The sequence below is a fragment of the Novosphingobium sp. 17-62-19 genome (assembly GCF_002256775.1).
GTDB lineage: Bacteria > Pseudomonadota > Alphaproteobacteria > Sphingomonadales > Sphingomonadaceae > Novosphingobium.
The window spans coordinates 1-16,007 of record NZ_NCII01000081.1; the positions used below are offsets into that span (position 1 = coordinate 1).

At 65.6% G+C, this 16,007-nt stretch carries 13 protein-coding genes and 1 pseudogene; 7 read left to right on the forward strand and 7 right to left on the reverse strand.

The window, feature by feature from the left end; genetic code table 11:
• The 4 genes and pseudogenes from B7X90_RS14005 to B7X90_RS14020 form a co-directional block, all read right to left on the reverse strand.
• A pseudogene (locus B7X90_RS14005) lies at positions 1 to 244 on the reverse strand (aminotransferase); the annotation flags it as partial.
• On the reverse strand, positions 241 to 1,377 hold the full coding sequence (locus B7X90_RS14010; protein WP_292625399.1) for an aminotransferase class I/II-fold pyridoxal phosphate-dependent enzyme: 1,137 nt from the start codon (positions 1,375 to 1,377) through the stop codon (positions 241 to 243). The pseudogene B7X90_RS14005 and the gene B7X90_RS14010, both read right to left, overlap by 4 nt.
• Before the next feature lie 157 nt (positions 1,378 to 1,534).
• Entirely contained in the window at positions 1,535 to 4,105 is a 2,571-nt protein-coding gene (locus B7X90_RS14015) for a TonB-dependent receptor (protein WP_292625401.1), read from the reverse strand.
• Positions 4,106 to 4,356: 251 nt separating this feature from the next.
• A complete protein-coding gene (locus B7X90_RS14020; protein WP_287002866.1) occupies positions 4,357 to 4,959 on the reverse strand; it encodes a TlpA disulfide reductase family protein in 603 nt (200 codons plus the stop codon).
• 43 nt (positions 4,960 to 5,002) lie between these two features.
• On the opposite strand from B7X90_RS14020, the gene argH reads away from it, so the two are divergent.
• The 4 genes from argH to B7X90_RS14040 are packed head-to-tail and all read left to right on the forward strand — an operon-like array spanning position 5,003 to position 8,691.
• Positions 5,003 to 6,370, forward strand: a complete 1,368-nt coding sequence (gene argH, locus B7X90_RS14025) for an argininosuccinate lyase (RefSeq protein WP_099231393.1) — start codon at positions 5,003 to 5,005, stop codon at positions 6,368 to 6,370.
• Positions 6,371 to 6,375: 5 nt separating this feature from the next.
• Entirely contained in the window at positions 6,376 to 6,642 is a 267-nt protein-coding gene (locus B7X90_RS14030) for a hypothetical protein (RefSeq protein ID WP_292625404.1), read from the forward strand.
• Positions 6,643 to 6,667: 25 nt separating this feature from the next.
• Positions 6,668 to 7,933 carry a diaminopimelate decarboxylase gene (gene lysA, locus B7X90_RS14035; RefSeq protein WP_287002867.1) on the forward strand — a complete coding sequence of 422 codons (1,266 nt, stop codon included), beginning with the start codon at positions 6,668 to 6,670 and terminating at the stop codon, positions 7,931 to 7,933.
• Positions 7,933 to 8,691, forward strand: coding sequence for an NAD(P)-dependent oxidoreductase (locus B7X90_RS14040; protein WP_287002868.1), 759 nt, complete (start codon positions 7,933 to 7,935; stop codon positions 8,689 to 8,691). Before lysA ends, B7X90_RS14040 begins: the two co-directional genes overlap by 1 nt.
• On the opposite strand, the gene B7X90_RS14045 is transcribed toward B7X90_RS14040, so the two are convergent.
• Complete coding sequence (locus B7X90_RS14045) at positions 8,672 to 9,295, reverse strand: response regulator (protein ID WP_287002869.1); 624 nt, start codon at positions 9,293 to 9,295, stop codon at positions 8,672 to 8,674. The genes B7X90_RS14040 and B7X90_RS14045 overlap by 20 nt on opposite strands.
• 52 nt (positions 9,296 to 9,347) lie before the next feature.
• Positions 9,348 to 10,001 carry a TetR/AcrR family transcriptional regulator gene (locus B7X90_RS14050; RefSeq protein ID WP_278392718.1) on the reverse strand — a complete coding sequence of 218 codons (654 nt, stop codon included), beginning with the start codon at positions 9,999 to 10,001 and terminating at the stop codon, positions 9,348 to 9,350.
• Positions 10,002 to 10,091: 90 nt separating this feature from the next.
• On the opposite strand from B7X90_RS14050, the gene B7X90_RS14055 reads away from it, so the two are divergent.
• From B7X90_RS14055 to B7X90_RS14065, 3 genes are read left to right on the forward strand one after another with little or no spacing between them, the layout of a single operon-like run.
• Positions 10,092 to 11,606 carry an efflux transporter outer membrane subunit gene (locus B7X90_RS14055; RefSeq protein ID WP_017501881.1) on the forward strand — a complete coding sequence of 505 codons (1,515 nt, stop codon included), beginning with the start codon at positions 10,092 to 10,094 and terminating at the stop codon, positions 11,604 to 11,606.
• Complete coding sequence (locus B7X90_RS14060) at positions 11,599 to 12,735, forward strand: EmrA/EmrK family multidrug efflux transporter periplasmic adaptor subunit (protein ID WP_287002870.1); 1,137 nt, start codon at positions 11,599 to 11,601, stop codon at positions 12,733 to 12,735. The genes B7X90_RS14055 and B7X90_RS14060 overlap by 8 nt, the downstream gene beginning before the upstream one ends.
• Positions 12,736 to 12,747: 12 nt before the next feature.
• Positions 12,748 to 14,274 carry a DHA2 family efflux MFS transporter permease subunit gene (locus B7X90_RS14065; protein ID WP_004208105.1) on the forward strand — a complete coding sequence of 509 codons (1,527 nt, stop codon included), beginning with the start codon at positions 12,748 to 12,750 and terminating at the stop codon, positions 14,272 to 14,274.
• A gap of 80 nt (positions 14,275 to 14,354) precedes the next feature.
• Here the strand turns inward: B7X90_RS14065 and B7X90_RS14070 are convergent, their stop codons facing one another.
• The gene (locus B7X90_RS14070) at positions 14,355 to 15,752 is read right to left on the reverse strand and encodes an amino acid permease (protein ID WP_292625410.1); all 1,398 of its coding nucleotides are present in this window, start codon (positions 15,750 to 15,752) and stop codon (positions 14,355 to 14,357) included.
• Between the last annotated feature and the right edge of the window lie 255 nt (positions 15,753 to 16,007).

Sequence of the window (16,007 nt, forward strand, 5' to 3'; positions counted from 1 at the left end):
AGGCCATGGGCATGCTCAACCACCATTTCGCAGCAGCCGCCTGATCGGCGCAGAGCGACAGCCTACCTCTGACTGCCGCCAATCTTTGCAACAGAGCCGAGGCGCTGTCGAAATAGGCGAGCGGGGTGGCGGCGAAGCTGGCTTTATCGGGCAGCGATGGCGGTGCGGCGACGGCGCGGGCGGCCTGCACGGCGATCGGCACGGCGAGCGCTGCACCCAGCGCCTGGCGCCGGCTGAGGCTCATGCCATGATCCGGGCGAGCGCGGTCTTGAACGCCTGCATCTCCGCTGGCGTGCCGAAGGACACGCGGACCCAGTCGTCCATATGCTTGCGCGGGCCGCCGATGAAGATCTTCTCTTTGGCGAGGGCGGCGGTGACATCGGCGCCGGGACGGCCGACATGGATCATCGCGAAGCTGGTCTGCGAGGGGAGATATTTGAGGCCGCGGGCATCGAGCCAGGCGAAGAGATCGTCGCGCACCGCCTTGTTATAGGCCTTGCGCTGGGGCAGCAGCGTGGGATCGAGCAGGCTCGCTTCGGCTGCAACCACGGCGGGCATCGGCGTGATGTTGACGCCATAGTCGGCCATGCCGTCGAGCAGATCCTTGCGCCCGGCGATCAGGCCGCAGCGCAGGCCGGCCAGGCCGTAGATTTTCGAGAAGGTGCGGGTGACCAGCACGTCCGCGCCCTTCGCCACCAGATCGAGGCAGCTTTGCGCGTCGCTATAGTGGATATAGGCCTCGTCGACGAGCAGCACGGAGCCGGCCGGCTTGTTGGCGAGCAGCCATTCGATGTCGGCGCGCGGGATCGGCAGGCCGGTCGGGTTGTTGGGATTACAGAGATAATAGACGCCAGCGTCGGGCGCGGCGGCCAGCAGCTTGCGGACATCGGCGGTGAAGTCGCCGGCCAGCGGCAGGGCGACGGCGCGGGTGACCGGCTGGTTGCCCTTGCCCAGGAAGCCCTGATCGAAGGTCGGCTCGAAATAGGCGATCGGGCGGGTTTTCGACGAGTAGGTCAGCGCGACCGAGCGCAATGGCATGAAGGAGCCGGGATGGACCTGAACCTGGTCGGGTGCCAGGCCGTTCTGGCGAGCGAACAGGCTTTCCAGCTTGGAGGCGAAGGCCATGCCATAGCGGCCGGCGAGCGGATCGAGCCCGGACAGCGCCTGCAGCGCGGCGGGCGCGGGGCCGAGCGGGTTTTCGTTGCTGTTGATGAAGATGCCGTCGGTCAGCGTGGCGACCATCGCCGCCGGATCATCGCTCATCGCCACCTTGCGGTCGCGCTGGGCGAGAGCGGGTGCCGCGCTGGCTATTGCCGCCGCGCCCATGGCACCGCGCATCAGCATGCGGCGGCTGAGAGTGTCCGGACGGTCGGTCATGGTTTTCGCTTCCCCCTGATGGGGATCGAGGCATCGATCCACATCCCTATTATCGTTTCCGCGTTCTGCGAGCCGCCGGTCATGCCGACCGGCTTCAGACCGCGAACAAAGCAAAAGGGCCGGTCTCCTGGGAGACCGGCCCTTCAGTTCTAGCCTATCAGAACTTGAAGTCGATACGCGCGTAATAATAGCCGCCCGAGGTGCCGTAGGGGCCAAAGCCATAGGGGCTGTTATAGGTGGTCGACCCGTTGATATAGGGCGAGGTGCCCGCCGGGATCGTCACGCCCTTCAGCAGGGCCGGGGTTTCCGGGACCTTGTCGAACAGGTTGTTCGCGCCGAGCGAGAAGGTCATGGCGTCGTTGAACGCATAGCTGACTTCCAGATCGGTGATGCCGGTCGGCTTGACCTTCGCTTCATAGATGGTCGGCAGGCCGGCGGCGATCAGCGAAGCGCTCGACACGCCCGGCTGCACCAGCACGCTGGTCTTGCCATAGAAGGTCTCGCGCAGGTTGACCGTGAAGGCACCGCTCTTGAACAGGGCGCCCAGCACGACCTTGTAGTCGGGCGAAGCGTCTTCGACATAGCTTTCAGAGATATTGCTGAAGACCGTCGGAATCTTGTTCTTGGTGATCTTCGTCTTGTTGTAGTTGGCCGAAACCGACAGGTTCAGGCTGCCGAAGTCCAGAGCCACCGGATAGGCGGCCGAGAAGTCGATGCCCCAGGTGCGGGTGTCGATGCCGTTGGTGAAGCTCTGCGCACCGATGTTCGGCAGCGCCGCGTCAAACACCACGCCAGCTGCCTGCAGCGCCGAGATGATTGCCGGGGCTTCCGCCGTCGCAACGCCGCCCTGGACGGCATAACGGGCCGCGGTCAGGGCGATGCGATCCTTGATCTTGATGAGATAGCCATCCAGCGTGACCGCGAGCTTGGGGATCGGACGGAAGACGAAGCCGCCCGAGAAGTTGGTCGACTTTTCCGGCTTCAGCGCGGAGAAGCCCAGCAGGGTCGCAGCAGGCGAACCGGCCGGCAGCACCGCAACGGCGCTGGTCGGGCCGACGGCCACGGTCGAATAATGCTGTTCGGCCAGCGTCGGCGCACGGAAGCCGGTGCTGACGGTGCCGCGGATGGCGACCGCATCGCTGAAGTCGAAGCGGGTGGTGGCCTTGCCGATCAGCGTGTCGCCGAAGTCCGAATAATCTTCGTAACGGCCGGCAAGGTCGACGGTCCATTTTTCGACCGGGTTGACGATGACGTTGATGTAGCCGGCCTTGGCGCTGCGGTTCCAGTCGCCCGCATCGCTTTCCTTGTAGCCCGGGAAGGACTGAACGCCGGTCTTGTAGGTGGAATAATAGTCGCCCGCGACGATGGTGTAGGTGTCGCGGCGATATTCGCCACCGAAGGCGAAGGTCAGCGGATCGGCCAGGCCAAGATCGAATTCCTTGCGGATGTCGGCCGTGACCGTGGTCTGGCTGAGGCGGAAGCCGCCGTCATAGGCCGAGTCCGGCGTGTTGGGCAGGACGCCCGAGCCGTTCAGATACTGGGCATAGGTTTCCTGCCAGACTTCGCGATGGGCCGAATTTTCGGTCCAGATCTCGTTCTTGTCATGGCCATAGGTGGTCGACAGGTCATAGTTCCAGCCGCCGCCAAATTCGCCCTTGGCGCCGACGGTGAAGCTATATTCGTCCTCGGTCACATGCTGCAGCGGGACCATGCCGACGACGCCGGTATTGCCATAGCAGATGCTGGGATCATAAGCCGCCGTGGTGACGCTGCCGCCCAGATTGCCGCTTTCGTAGCAGACGCGCTTGGGGTGGCGATAACCCTGCTTGGCATAGCCGATGCGGCGGGCATAGTTACCGAAGCTGTAGAGCTCGACGCCGCCGAAATCATAGCCCATATTGTAAAAGAATTCGGTCAGATAGGTCTTGGGCTGGCCGCCGTTGATGCCCGCCAGCGCGTCGCCGGTCAGGTTCGACCATTGCGCGGGAGCGTTGGGCTGCAGCGAACCGTCGAGCTGGGTCACCTGAACCTGGCCGGTGCCGGTGGTGGTATAGTCCTGGCGACGGTGGAAGCCGCTGAGGTTGAAATAGCCATCCTCGCCCAGCTTGAAGCCGACATTGCCCGAGACCGAGAAGGTTTCGCCTTCGCTGTCGTAATTCTGGCCGCCGGTGATCTTGAAGCTGCCGCCTTCGGTATCGTCCTTCAGGATCAGGTTGATAACGCCGGCGATCGCGTCGGTGCCGTAAACGGCGGCGGCGCCTTCCTGCAGGATTTCGATGCGTTCGACGGCATCAGGCGGAATGAGGTCGAGGCTGGGCGCGGCGGAGCCGCCGAACGGGCCGGTGGCGACCTGAAGAATGGCCGAGCCGTGGCGACGCTTGCCATTGACCAGCAGCAGCGTGTGGTTCGGGCTCAGGCCGCGCAGACGGGCCGACAGCGAGAAGCTCGACATGTCGGTGCCCTGGGTCTGGGCGGTGAAGCTGGGAACGATCTGGGTCAGCGCCTGGTTGAGGTTCGGCTGGCCGACATGGGCGATGGCTTCTTCGCTGAGCACCTGAACGGGTGCGGCAGCTTCGGCGGCCGACATGCCGACGGCACGGGTGCCGGTAACGATGATGGCCGCACCTTCATCGGCCTGCGGTTCCTGCGGTGCTTCCTGCGCCATGGCGCAGGCCGACCAGGATGTCGCAATCACGAGAGAAAGCTTGAGCGCGGAAAGTCTCTTCATTCTATGCCCCCTGATATTGTCATTATCTTGACACTCGGAGGGACGAACGACCTGCGGACTATCCTCTATTGCGCCGCACAAAATTTAAGTAAAAGTGACATATTTCACGCATATTTCAACGACTGGACTCTGCAGCCTATTTTCTGTTGCATCGATGTCGCAATGTTCAATTTTGCATTTTTCAGGCGCATTTTGCAATCAACTGGCATGGCGGGTTTTTGATCGATGCTCGTTGTTGATTTACTTGTGCCTTATCCGCCTTTTGCGGCGGCGATGAGCTTGCGGGCCTCTGCGCCGGTCCAGTCCATGGCTCCGACCACGCGCGCAAGCTCCTTGCCCTTGGCATCATAAAGGACGGTGGTCGGCAGGACGCCGGTGGCATAGCCCAGGCCGAGCTTGTTCTCCGGATCGGTCCAGCCCTTGAGGTGGGGCAGCTTGTGCTTGGCGAAGAAAGGCTTGATCGCGGCCTGGCCCTGCACGTCCTGCGAGATCGTCAATACCGCCAGGCTCCTGTCACCTTCGCTGTCGCTTTGCGCGGCGAGGGCGTCGAGCGTCGGCATCTCCGCGACGCAGGGCGCGCACCAGGTCGCCCAGAGATTGACCAGCAGCGGGCGGCCGGCAAAGTCCTGCAGGGTCGCCGTGCCGCCTTGCGGATTTTCGAACGCGAAGGTCGGCGCGGGCGTGCCCGCCTTGCTGCGGTCGATCGTGTAGTTGAAATCGCCCTTGGCGCTTCCGCCGGCAGCAGGTTGCACTTCGTCGCCCGTCACCTCGCCGCTGGCGCTCGCATTGGCTTGCCCCGCGGGCGGGGATTGCCTATCGCATGCCGCCAGCCCAGCCAGCAGGAGCAGTGTCATTACCGAGCGCAAGGACGATATCATGGAAGCAGGCTCCAACAGCATGTGGGGTGGCCGGTTCGCGGCCGGCCCGGCATCGATCATGCGTGAGATAAATGCCTCCATCCCCTTCGACAAGCGCTTGTGGAAACAGGATATCGCCGGGTCCAAGGCGCATGTCGCGATGCTGGCCAAGCAGGGCATCGTCGATGGCGAGGATGCGCAGGCGATCACCGAGGGGCTGAACCGGATCGCGGCGGAATATGAAGCCAATGGCGTTCCGGTCAATCTGGACCTGGAAGATATCCACATGGTCACGGAGTCGCGGCTGGCCGAACTGATCGGCCCGGCGGCCGGCCGCCTGCACACCGCGCGCAGCCGCAACGACCAGGTGGCGACCGATTTCCGCCTGTGGGTCCGCGACGCCATGGATGAGGTGATGGCGGGCCTGGCCGGGTTGCAGCAGGCGCTGCTCGCCCGTGCCGAGGAACATGTCGATGCGGTGATGCCGGGCTTCACCCATCTCCAGTCGGCGCAGCCGGTGACGCTGGGCCATCATCTGATGGCCTATTATGAAATGGTGCGCCGCGACCGCAGCCGCTTTGCCGATGCGCGCGTGCGGCTGGACGAATGTCCGCTGGGCGCCGCCGCGCTGGCTGGCACCGGCTTCCCGATCGATCGCCATGCCACGGCGGCGGCGCTGGGCTTTGCCAAGCCGACCGACAACAGCCTGGACAGCGTGTCCGACCGCGACTTCGCGCTCGACTATCTGATGGCCGCGACCCAGGCGTCGCTGCACCTGTCGCGCCTGGCCGAGGAATTCATCATCTGGGCGAGCCAGCCCTTCGGCTTCGTCAAGCTGCCCGACGCCTATTCGACCGGTAGCTCGATCATGCCGCAGAAGCGCAATCCCGACGCGGCCGAACTGGTGCGCGGCCATGCCGGCCGCATCATGGGCTGCATGAACGCGCTGTGCGTGACGATGAAGGGCCTGCCGCTCGCCTATTCCAAGGACATGCAGGACGACAAGCCGCCGGTGTTCGAGGCGCATGACCTGCTGGGCCTGTCGATCGCGGCGATGACCGGCATGATCGAAACGGTGACGTTCCGCACCGACCGGATGCGCGGCCTGGCCGAAAGCGGCTTTGCCACCGCGACGGACCTCGCCGACTGGCTGGTGCGCGAGGGCGACATTCCCTTCCGCGAGGCGCATCATATCACCGGCCGCGCGGTGGCGGCTGCGGAGGAAGCCGGCGTGCAGCTCGCTGACCTGCCGCTCGAAACGCTCAAGGCCATTGATGCGCGTATCGATGATCGCATCTATGCGGTATTGACGGTCGATGCGTCGGTCGCCAGCCGCAAGAGCCATGGCGGCACGGCGCCCGATCAGGTGCGCGCGCGGATCGCCGCGGCGCGCGCGACACAGGAGTGAGGCAGATGGCACGGCATGTCCGCAACGGGCTGATGATCGGGGCAATGGCGCTGGCGCTGGCTTCCTGTGGTGGCCGTGAATCGCTCAAACCCGTGGCGGGCCAGAACTTGCCCGCCGTGCCGGTGGGGGCGGCGACCGCGCCGACCGCCGCCGACATGATGGATCCAGGCACCCAGGCCCGCCCGGAACGTAACGTCGAACTGCTGACCCAGTCGCGCCAGCGCGGCAATGACGAGTTCGACCTGCCGCCGGAAAGCCGGCCGCAACAATAGTCCCTATTCCCGCAAGGATCAGACCTTGGACCATTTCGATTATGTAGACGGCACCATGCATGTGGAGCAGGTGTCGATGACGGAAATTGCGCAGCAGGTCGGCACCCCGGTCTATGTCTATTCGACCGCGACGCTGGAACGCCATGTCGGCGTGTTCCGCGAAGGGCTGTCCCAGCTCGACAATCCGCTGATCGCCTTTGCCGTGAAGGCCAATCCCAACGCCGCCGTGCTGGCGACGTTGGCGAAGCTGGGGCTGGGCGCGGACGTGGTGTCGGGCGGCGAGTTGCAGCGCGCTGTCGCTGCGGGCATTCCGGCCGATCGCATCGTCTTTTCCGGCGTCGGCAAGACCGCCGAGGAAATGAAGCTGGCGCTGGAGCTGGGCATTTTCCAGTTCAACCTGGAAAGCGAGCCGGAAGCGGAAATGCTGTCGGAGGTGGCGCTGTCGATGGGCCGGAAGGCGCCGGTCGCCTATCGCATCAACCCCGATGTCGACGCCGGCACCCATGCCAAGATTTCGACGGGCAAGTCGGAAAACAAGTTCGGCATCCCCTATGACCGGGCGCTGGAAAGCTATGCCGCCGCGCGCGACCTGCCGGGCCTCGATGTCCAGGGCGTCGCCGTGCATATCGGCAGCCAGCTGACCGACCTGGCGCCGCTGGAGGCGGCCTTCGTCAAGGTCGGCGCGCTGATCGCGCAGCTGCGCGCGGCGGGCCATGACATCCGCACCGCCGATCTGGGCGGTGGCCTGGGCGTGCCCTACGACCCGTCGCAGCCGCTGCCGCCGAGCCCGGCCGATTATGGCGCGATGGTGACGCGGGTGACGCAGGGCTGGGATGCGCGGCTGATGTTCGAGCCGGGCCGGGTGATCGTGGGCAATGCCGGCGTGCTGCTGTCGCAGGTGATCCGCGTCAAGCAGGGCGCGCAGGCGCCGTTCGTGATTGTCGATGCGGCGATGAACGACCTGATGCGGCCCAGCCTCTATGACGCCTGGCACGATATCCGCGCGGTGGCGCCGGACGGCAATCGGATCGCGTCGAACGTGGTCGGGCCGGTGTGCGAAACCGGCGATACCTTTGCCATGGGCCGCGACATGGATGTGGTGGCGGCCGGCGACCTGCTGACCTTCATGACCGCCGGCGCCTATGGCGCGACCATGGCGGGCACCTATAACAGCCGATCGCTGACCCCCGAGGTGCTGGTGTCGGGCGACAAATGGGCGGTGGTCCGCGCGCGTCCGCCGATCGAGGCGCTGATCGCGGGCGATCATATCCCCGATTGGGTGGCTGGCTGATGCACAGCCTGCCCGTCTTTCTGCGGCTGGAAGGGCGGGCGGTCATCCTGACCGGACAGGGCGAGGCGGCCGATGCGAAGCGCCGGCTGCTGGAGCGCGCTGGCGCGCGCATCGTCGGCGAGGATGATGCGGATGCGCGGGTCGCGATCGTGTCGGATGGCGACGCGGCGGTCGTGGAGCGACTGCGCGCGCGCGGCGTGCTGGTCAATGCGACCGACAAGCCGGACCTGTGCGATTTCACTCTGCCGGCGATCGTCGATCGCAATCCGGTGCTGATCGCGATCGGCACGGGTGGGGCGTCGGCGGGACTGGCGGCGGCGCTGCGGCAGCGGATCGAGGCTTTGTTGCCGAGCGGGCTGGGCGATCTGGCGCTGGCGCTGTTCGCGGCGCGGGGGCGCTTGCGCGACCTGTGGCCCGATGCGGGCGCGCGGCGGCAGGCGATCGGAAAGGCGCTGGCGCCGGGCGGCGCGATCGATCCGCTGGGCTTCGATCCGGATGTCGATTTCTGGCTGGCCGAAAGCCCTGAAGCGGACAATGCCGAGCTATATCATGTTCGGCTGTCATCGGCCGATCCCGACGACCTGACCATGCGCGATGCGCGGATGCTGGCGCTGGCCGACCGGGTCTATCATGATCCTTCGGTGGCACCGGCGATATTGGACCGGGCGCGGGCGGATGCCGAGCGGATCGCAGCGGATGGTCCGCCCGAACGGCTTGAAACCGGCCTCAGTCTGTGGGTCAGTTCTGCCGCGCGCTGAGGCGGGCGACTTCATCCTGCAAGGCCTGGATCGAGGAGACGAGGCGGGCGCGGTCGAGCTGCATTTCCTGCAGGGCGTCGCGGGTTTCGCCCAGTTCCACCGCGCGGCGGGCGATGCGGGCGTCGAGTTCGGCATTGTGGCGGCTGAGCATGCCGAGCCGTTCGGCGCGGGCGCACAGATGGCGCAGCCGCGCATCGAGCAGGTCGAAATCGAAAGGCTTGACGATATGGTCGTCGGCGCCGGCTTCCAGCACTTCGACGGCGGACTGGCTGTCGATGCGACCGGTCAGCATGACGATGCAGGCATGGGGGGCGAGCGCGGTAGCGCGAATGCGCTTCATCGTCGCCACGGCGGGCAGCATCAAAAGGTCCATGTCGATCAGGATCAGGTCGACCGGATGCGTGACCAGCAGGTTGAGGGCGATGAAGCCGTTTTCGGCCAGCACCACGTCATAGTTAAGCCGCGACAGGCGGCGGGCGATGACGGCGCGGGCGGTCGCATTCTCGTCGATCAGCAGCACGCGCAGCCGACGCGTGGCGTTGGCCCCACTTTCCGGCTGTTCCGCGATGATCTGGTGAAGGGGCTTGCGCTTGAAAAACGGCATTGGATAGCAACTCCTGCGATCGGCAGGATAGAAGCTGGCGGCAAAGAAATGGTTAACGCGCCATGCCCTCGGCGCCATAGGCGCGCAGGAAGATGTCGACGGCGAAGGCGGCGTCGCTTTCCATCTGTTGCGGCGTGACCCGTTCGATCTGGCTGAGCAGCAGCAATTCATGGCAGCCCGATGTCGTCAGGCGCATCAGCACGCGGGCGGCCTTGTCGGGGTCGTCGCGGCGCAACTGGCCGCGGTCCATCGCGCCTTCGAGGAAGCGGGCGAGCAGCATCCGCGTATGGCTGGGCGCCATTTCATAGAAGATGCGGCTCATTTCCGGGAAACGGCCACCTTCCGACGCGATCAGTCGGTGCAGGGCGATCGCTTCGGGCGATGTCACCTTTTCGAGCAGGCTGAGCGCGGTGCGATGCAGCGTCGAGGCGAGGTCGCCGCCGGGGTCCAATATTTCCGAAAGCCGCGCGCGATAGGTGCTGGTCGCATTTTCGAGAACCGCGCGAAACAATTCCTCCTTGGACGGGAAATGATTCCACAACGTGCCCTTTGACCCGCCCAATATGGCGGCGATGGCCGACATGCTGGTCGCGGCATAGCCATTTTCCAGAAAATGCCGGGCAGCCACCTCCAATATCGTCTGGCGCCGGTCGAGGCGGCGGGCCTCCCGACGACTGGGGGCTAAAGCTTTTTCCGGGCATGTCATATAAGCGTACCATAGAGTACGCTATTTATATTGACAAGGGTGGTACGGCGGGGCAAAGGCGATTTTCATACTGGATGGTACGGTTTGGATATGTCCGTGAGTCGCATCAGTTTTTCCATTCGCACCGGCGGTATTGCAGTGACAGCGCTGCTTCTGGCCGGCTGTGCTTCAATACCCGATCTGGGCGACAAGCCCGAGATTCGCGCGCCGCAGAGCGTGGAGGCCGGGCGCAGCCTGAGCGCCGACACGGTTGCCTGGCCCAGCGAGAATTGGTGGAGCGCCTATGGCGATCCGCAGCTGACATCGCTGATCGAGGAGGGGCTGCGCAATTCGCCCGACATGGCGGTGGCGCTGGCGCGCTTTCGCCAGGCGACGGCGATGGCCCAGCAATCGGGCGCGGCGCTGTTGCCCACGGTCGACGCCACGGCCAATGCCGGCGTGACCAAGCAGAGCTATAATATGGGCATGCCCAAGGATTTCGTGCCGCAGGGCTGGCTGGGCACCGGCAAGGTCGGGCTGGACTTTGGTCTGGACATCGACCTGTGGGGCAAGAACCGGGCGTCGCTGGCGGCCGCCACGTCGGAGGCCCGCGCGGCCGAGATCGACGCGCAGCAGGCACGCCTGGCGCTGACCACTGCGATTGCCGATGCCTATGCCGACCTGGCCCGCCTCTATGACGAGGCGGAAATTCAGGAGCGCACGCTGGAAATCCGCACGGCCAGCCAGAAGCTGGTCGCCGACCGGCGGCAGAATGGCCTGGAAACGCGCGGTAGCGTGCGCCAGGCTGACGCCACCGTGTCCTCGGCCAAGGCGCAACTGGCGGCCGCCCGCGTGGCGATCGAGCTGCGCCAGCATCAGATCGCCGCGCTGATCGGCGCCGGGCCGGACCGCGGCCTGGCAATGACCCGACCGCAGATCGGCCAGCTGGCGCCGCTGGGCCTGCCGGCGGACGTCACCACCAATCTGGTGGCGCGTCGTCCCGACGTCGCCGCGGCGCTGGCCCGGACGCAGGCCGCCGCCAGCCGGATCAAGGTGGCGCGGGCATCCTTCTATCCGGCCGTGAGCCTGAGCGCCCTGATCGGCGTCCAGTCGCTAGGGTATGAAACGCTGTTTACCGGCACCGGTGCTTCGGGTGGTTCGACGTCCTTTGCGGACAATCTGTTCAAGAAGGATTCGCTGTTCGGCAGTGCCGGCCCGGCGATCAGCCTGCCGATCTTCCATGGCGGGCAGTTGCGCGGCCAGTATCGCGGCGCGCGCGCGACCTATGATGAGGCGGTCGCCAGCTATGACAAGACGGTGCTGGGCGCCTATCAGGACGTCGCCGACGCCGTGACCAGCCGCCGGACGCTGGACCAGCGGCTGACCGACGCCAAGGCGGCGCTGACCGCGTCGCAGGATGCCTATGGCGTCGCCCAGCAACGCTACAAGGGCGGGCTTTCCACCTATCTCGACGTGCTGAACGTCGAAGACCAGCTGCTCGCGGCGCGTCAGTCCGTCGCGCAGCTGGAAGCGAGCGCCTTCTCTCTCGATATTGCCCTCATTCGCGCGCTCGGCGGCGGCTTTGCCGCGAGCGACGCTCAGTCCAAGGATCGACCCAATGGCTGATGCCGCCACTGAAAATTCCCCCGAACTGGCCGAGCAGCGCGGCAATGCCCGCAAGACCTGGCTGACCCGTCTGGCGATCGCCGTGCTGGTGGTCGGTGTCCTGTGGGCGGCCTGGTATTTCCTGATCGGCCGCAACCATGTCAGCACCGACAATGCCTATGTGAATGCGGAGGTCGCCCAGGTGACGCCCTTGCTGTCGGCGCAGGCGATCGAGGTCAACGTAACCGACACCCAGACGGTGAAGCGTGGCGACATCCTGGTGAAGCTGGACCCGACCGATGCGCAGATCGCGCTGCAGCAGGCCGAGGCCGATCTGGCCGATGCTCGTCGCCGCTTCCGCCAGACGAGCGCGACCAGCGGTTCGCTGTCGGCGCAGGTCGAGGCGCGTGGCGCCGACATCGTCCAGGCCCGTGCCCAGCTGGCGACCGCGCAGGCCGATTTCGACAAGGCCCGCATCGACCTGCAGCGCCGCGAGGCGCTGGTCGCGGGCGGCGCGGTTTCGGGTGACGAAGTCACCGCGGCGCGCAAATCCTATGCCGCTGCCAAGGCGGCGCTGGACCTGGCCCGTGCCGGTGTCGAGACCGCGCAGGCGACCCGCAATGCCGCCACCGGCCAGTTGGCCGCCAATGATGCGCTGATCCGCGGTTCGACCGAGGAAAGTGATCCCGCGGTGATGGTTGCCAAGGCGAAGCTGGAAGACGCCAAGCTGGACCTGGAACGCACGATCATCCGTGCGCCGATCGACGGCGTGGTGACCAAGCGTGCGGTCCAGATCGGCCAGCGTGTGGCGCAGGGCAGCCCGATCATGAGCATCGTCCCGCTGTCGCAGGTCTATGTCGACGCCAATTTCAAGGAACGCCAGCTGCGCCATGTGAAGGTGGGCATGCCCGCCACGGTGGTGGCCGACATTTATGGCGGCGACGTCGTCTATCATGGCAAGGTCGTGGGCTTCTCCGGCGGCACCGGTTCGTCGCTGTCGCTGATCCCGGCGCAGAACGCGACCGGCAACTGGATCAAGGTGGTCCAGCGCCTGCCGGTCCGCATCGCGCTCGACCCCAAGGAACTGGCAGAGCATCCGCTGCGCGTGGGCTTGTCCACCGAAGTCGAGATCGATCTGGCCGGCAAGTAAGGGAGCGAGCGCGTGAGCGGTCCCGAAACCTTCAATCTGCTCTCGCCGCGCACCCGGACGCTTGCCGGGCTGGTGCTGGCGCTGAGCAACTTCATGGTCGTGCTCGACCTGACCATCGCCAATGTCTCGGTGCCGCATATCGCCGGTAATCTGGGCATCTCCGGCGACCAGGGCACCTGGATCATCACATCCTATGCGGTGGCGGAGGCGATCTGCGTGCCGCTGACCGGCTGGCTGGCGCTGCGTTTCGGCGTGGTGCGGACCTTCATCTGGGCGATGATCGGCTTCGGCTTCTTCTCGATGATGTGCGGCCTGTCGACCACGCTGGGCATGATCGTGGCCGCGCGCCTGGGTCAGGGCATCTGTGGCGGGCCGATCATGCCGATGTCGCAGACGCTGTTGCTGCGCATATTCCCGCCGGAAATGCGGCCGCGCGCCATGGGCCTGTGGGCGATGACGACGCTGCTGGGGCCGGCCATGGGGCCGATCGTCGGCGGCTATATCAGCGACAATTGGAGCTGGCACTGGATCTTCTTCATCAATCTGCCGATCGCGGCGCTGTGCGTGTTCGCGGCGATGGCGATGCTGCGGCCGGTGGAGACCGATACGGCGCACCAGCCGATCGACAAGATCGGCCTGTGTCTGCTGATCTTCTGGATCGGCTGCCTGCAGGTGATGCTGGACATCGGTCGCGACCATGACTGGTTCTCCGACCCGCTGATCCTGACGCTCGCCATCCTGGCCGGCATCGGCTTCATCGTCTTCATCATCTGGGAGCTGACCGAGGAGCATCCGATCGTCGACCTGCGGGTGTTCCGACATATCGGCTTCTCATCGGGCGTCTTCACACTGGCTTTGGCCTTCGGCGCCTATTTCTCCAGCATCGTGGTCATCCCGCAATGGCTGCAGATGTCGATGGGCTATACCGCGACCTGGTCGGGCATCGTTACGGCCTTCACGGCGATGGCGGCGGTGATGAGCGCGCCGTTCGCGGCCCGCTTCACCGGCAAGGTCGATCCGCGCATCATGATTTCGGGCGCGGTCTTCTGGCTGGGCTGCATGACCCTGTGGCGGGCGCACTGGACCAGCGGCATCGACTTTTTCGGGCTGGCGCTGCCGCAGTTCGTGCAGGGCTTTGCCATGCCCTTCTTCATGATCCCGCTGACGACGCTGACCCTGGGGTCGGTGCCGCCGAGCGAGACGGCGTCGGCGGCGGGCCTGCAGAATTTCCTGCGGACCATGGCGATCGCGATCGCGACGTCGCTGGTGCTGACCGGGTGGAGCGACAGCCAGCGCGTGTCGCGCAACGAACTCGCGGGCGCCCTGCAGCCCGACGATGCGCAGCGCGCGCTGTCGGGCATGGGGATGACGACCGAGCAGATCCGCCAGACCATATCCAATCTGGTGGAGCAGGAGGCGATCGCCATTTCGGTCGACTATGTCTTCTTCATCTCCGCGCTGGTGCTGTTTGCGGCGGCGGTGATCGTCTGGCTGGCGCCCAAGCCCAGCGGGCCGGTGGACACGTCGGCGGCGCACTGAGCGCTGCCCTGTTCGAGGCAAAGAAAAAGCCTCCTGTTGCTGTCGCGACGGGAGGCTTTTTCTTTGTGCGGACCTTGGCCCTAGCGGGCGGCCGAGGCGCGCTTCTGTCCATAGAGGAAATAGACGACGAGGCCGATCGCGTTCCAGATCAGGCAGGCATAGATGGTCTTCATCGGCAGGCTGAGGAACAGATAGGCGCAGCCGAGCACGGCGCCCAGGCCCACCAGCGTCGCGGCGGGGGTGCGGAAGGGGCGCTTGAGGTCCGGCGCGCGACGGCGCAGGATCAGCAGGCAGGCGCCCACTGCGGTGAAGGCGATCAGCGTGCCGGCATTGGCGAGCGCGGCGATCTGGTCGATCGGCAGCACGCCGGCGATGATCGCCACCAGCACGGCCGTGACGGCGGTGATGCGCGCAGGGGTGCCGCGCTTCGAGATGCGGGCGAGCGATTGCGGCAGGAAGCCGTCGCGCGCCATCACCAGGAAGATGCGGCTCTGGCCGTAGAGGAAGCCCAGCAGCACGGTGGGTAGCGCAATGACGGCGGCGATCGCGACGATCCGGGCGATCGACCCCTGGCCCATTTCACGCAGGATGAGGGCAAGCGGCTCCGGGCTGTCGGCAAAGCGGGTGAAGGGCATGGCGCCCACCGCTGCGGCGGCGACCAGCACATAGATGAGGGTGCAGACGATCAGCGAGCCGACGATGCCGATGGCCAGGTCTCGGTCCGGATTCTTGGCTTCCTCGGCCGCGGTCGAGATCGCGTCGAAGCCGTAGAAGGCGAAGAAGATGATCGCGGCGGCGGCCATCACGCCGCGCTCGATGCCGTCAGGCCCCATATGCTTGGCAAAGCCGAAGGGCATGAAGGGTTCGAGATGCTGGGCGTCGAAGGCGGGCAGGGCGACCCAGACGAAGAGGCTCAAGGTCGCGATCTTGATCAGCACCAGCAGCGTGTTGAGCCGGGCGCTTTCGCGCGTGCCGAACATCAGCAGGGCAGCGACGACGCCGATGATGAATATGGCGGGGATGTTGATGAGGCCGCCAAGCTCCGGCCCCTTGGTCAGCGCCTCGGGAAAGCCGAGCGGGGTGAGGAGCGGGGCGGCATAGCCCGACCAGCCGACCGCCACGGTCGAGACGACCAGCGAATATTCGAGGATCAGGCTCCAGCCCACGATCCAGGCAATGCCCTCGCCCAGCACCACATAGGAGTAGCTGTAGGCGCTGCCCGCTGCCGGCATCATGGTCGACAGTTCGGCATAGGCGAGCGCGGCGCAGGCGCAGATCGCGCCGGCAATGGCGAAGGAGATGAGGACGGCGGGGCCGGCGCGATCGGCGCCGACGCCGATCAGGGTGAGGATGCCGGTGCCGACGATCGCGCCGACGCCCAGCGCCAGCAGATGCGGCCAGGACAGGGTGCGCGCCATGCTGTGGCCGCCTCCCTGGGGCATCATCGCCTCCATCGGCTTGCGACGTGTCCAACTCATAGAAAAGCTCCCCCTGTTATGCGGTCTGTGGCGGGTTTGCTGGCGCAAACGACGGGCGGGCGCAAGCGTCGAGCCGGAACGTGGCGACTTCTTACAATATTGGGCCTGGTTGCTGCGCTATTGTTGCCAAAGAGCGGGAGGTCAACGCAATGGCGACGGCTCTGTTGCAAAAATCGTGAAGCTTGAGCATGCTTGGCGGAGATTGGACGGACGGAACGATGACGGATTTCAAGTGGCGCCATTTCCAGGGTGATG

What these genes read in the sequence shown, in the direction of transcription:
- B7X90_RS14010 (WP_292625399.1), bottom strand. Translation starts at nt 1,377, where the DNA reads ATGACCGACCGTCCGGACACTCTCAGCCGCCGCATGCTGATGCGCGGT.
- B7X90_RS14015 (WP_292625401.1), bottom strand. Translation starts at nt 4,105, where the DNA reads ATGAAGAGACTTTCCGCGCTCAAGCTTTCTCTCGTGATTGCGACATCC.
- B7X90_RS14020 (WP_287002866.1), bottom strand. Translation starts at nt 4,959, where the DNA reads ATGACACTGCTCCTGCTGGCTGGGCTGGCGGCATGCGATAGGCAATCC.
- argH (WP_099231393.1), top strand. Translation starts at nt 5,003, where the DNA reads ATGTGGGGTGGCCGGTTCGCGGCCGGCCCGGCATCGATCATGCGTGAG.
- B7X90_RS14030 (WP_292625404.1), top strand. Translation starts at nt 6,376, where the DNA reads ATGGCACGGCATGTCCGCAACGGGCTGATGATCGGGGCAATGGCGCTG.
- B7X90_RS14040 (WP_287002868.1), top strand. Translation starts at nt 7,933, where the DNA reads ATGCACAGCCTGCCCGTCTTTCTGCGGCTGGAAGGGCGGGCGGTCATC.
- B7X90_RS14045 (WP_287002869.1), bottom strand. Translation starts at nt 9,295, where the DNA reads ATGCCGTTTTTCAAGCGCAAGCCCCTTCACCAGATCATCGCGGAACAG.
- B7X90_RS14050 (WP_278392718.1), bottom strand. Translation starts at nt 10,001, where the DNA reads ATGACATGCCCGGAAAAAGCTTTAGCCCCCAGTCGTCGGGAGGCCCGC.
- B7X90_RS14055 (WP_017501881.1), top strand. Translation starts at nt 10,092, where the DNA reads ATGTCCGTGAGTCGCATCAGTTTTTCCATTCGCACCGGCGGTATTGCA.
- B7X90_RS14060 (WP_287002870.1), top strand. Translation starts at nt 11,599, where the DNA reads ATGGCTGATGCCGCCACTGAAAATTCCCCCGAACTGGCCGAGCAGCGC.
- B7X90_RS14070 (WP_292625410.1), bottom strand. Translation starts at nt 15,752, where the DNA reads ATGAGTTGGACACGTCGCAAGCCGATGGAGGCGATGATGCCCCAGGGA.